1 protein-coding gene is annotated in these 1,081 nt (G+C 58.4%); it reads right to left on the bottom strand.

What is annotated here, in order from left to right; translation table 11 throughout:
* The coding region (locus EV688_RS17325; RefSeq protein WP_131917741.1) for an IS110 family RNA-guided transposase at positions 1 to 985 on the bottom strand (985 nt) is incomplete at its 3' end.
* Between the last annotated feature and the right edge of the window lie 96 nt (positions 986 to 1,081).

Raw genomic sequence — 1,081 nt, forward strand, 5'->3', positions numbered from 1 at the left:
GGCGCTTCTGGGCGCTCCAGGCGATGGCCTGCACCGGTGGAGATGTCCGCTCCGCGCGGCGTTGCAGTGGTGCTGTCTTGCGCGCTGGGAATCGGTATGTCCAGGCCGACTCCACCAGTACCCGCCGCACATGGCTGTTCCCCGTCTTGGTGATACCTCCTCGCTGTACCTTGCCGCCACTGGAGTGCTCACTCGGGACCAGTCCCAGGTAATTCATCAGCTGACGCGGGTTATCAAAGCGCGTGATATCACCCAGCTCCGCCACCACCGTCATCGCGGTGACTAACCGGCAACCGCGCAGGGCCATCACACCTTCCACAACGGGCGCCAGTCTCCAGTCTGCCAGGGCCTTCTCCATCTCCTGTTCCAGATCAGCAACTCGCTGCTGTAGATGCTTGACGCTGTCGATATATTCCTGAAAAACCAGCTGCTGTACCCGGTGAGGGAGCTTGATCCGCTCCATCCAGCGCCAGTGCGCCTGGGTCCACTTCGATTTCTTGCCATCGTAGCCAAAGCCATGCCGTAGCAAAAAGGCATTCAAGCGCTGCTTGGCCTGTCGCTCCAGGTGTTTGATGTCTTCCCGGGCCCGCGTGAGATCACGCATCGCTTCCTGTTCATCGTCGGGCACCCAGATAGCCGTTAATTCCCCGGCTCGCTGCAACCGCGCCAGATTCTCGGCATCTCGCCGATCTGTCTTCACACGATCCCCGGGCTTGGCCGGAATCAACGAGGGAGCGACCACATCGCAGGCATGACCGGCCGACGTGATCTGCCGATAAAGACCATAACCACACGGTCCCGCTTCGTAACAGAACGACACCACTTCCCCTTGGGGGCTGACACCCGTTAGCAGTTTTTTAACGGCATCCGGCGTATTCGGTATCTCCCCAAAGAACCGCGCTTTGCTACCGTCACCATCGGCGATCGCAACCGCTATCGTTTCTTTGTGTGCATCCAATCCGATGAACTTGCTAAACTCTTTCATGGCCTACCCTCCTCACTTTTGGCTCTGAGCTTGGATCACCGTCCTCAGCTTAACCCACGATATTTGAGGACGGGTAGGTCACTACATAATGTCTAG

It is taken from the genome of Chromatocurvus halotolerans (genome assembly GCF_004340525.1).
In the GTDB taxonomy this organism is placed as follows: Bacteria; Pseudomonadota; Gammaproteobacteria; order Pseudomonadales; family Halieaceae; genus Chromatocurvus; species Chromatocurvus halotolerans.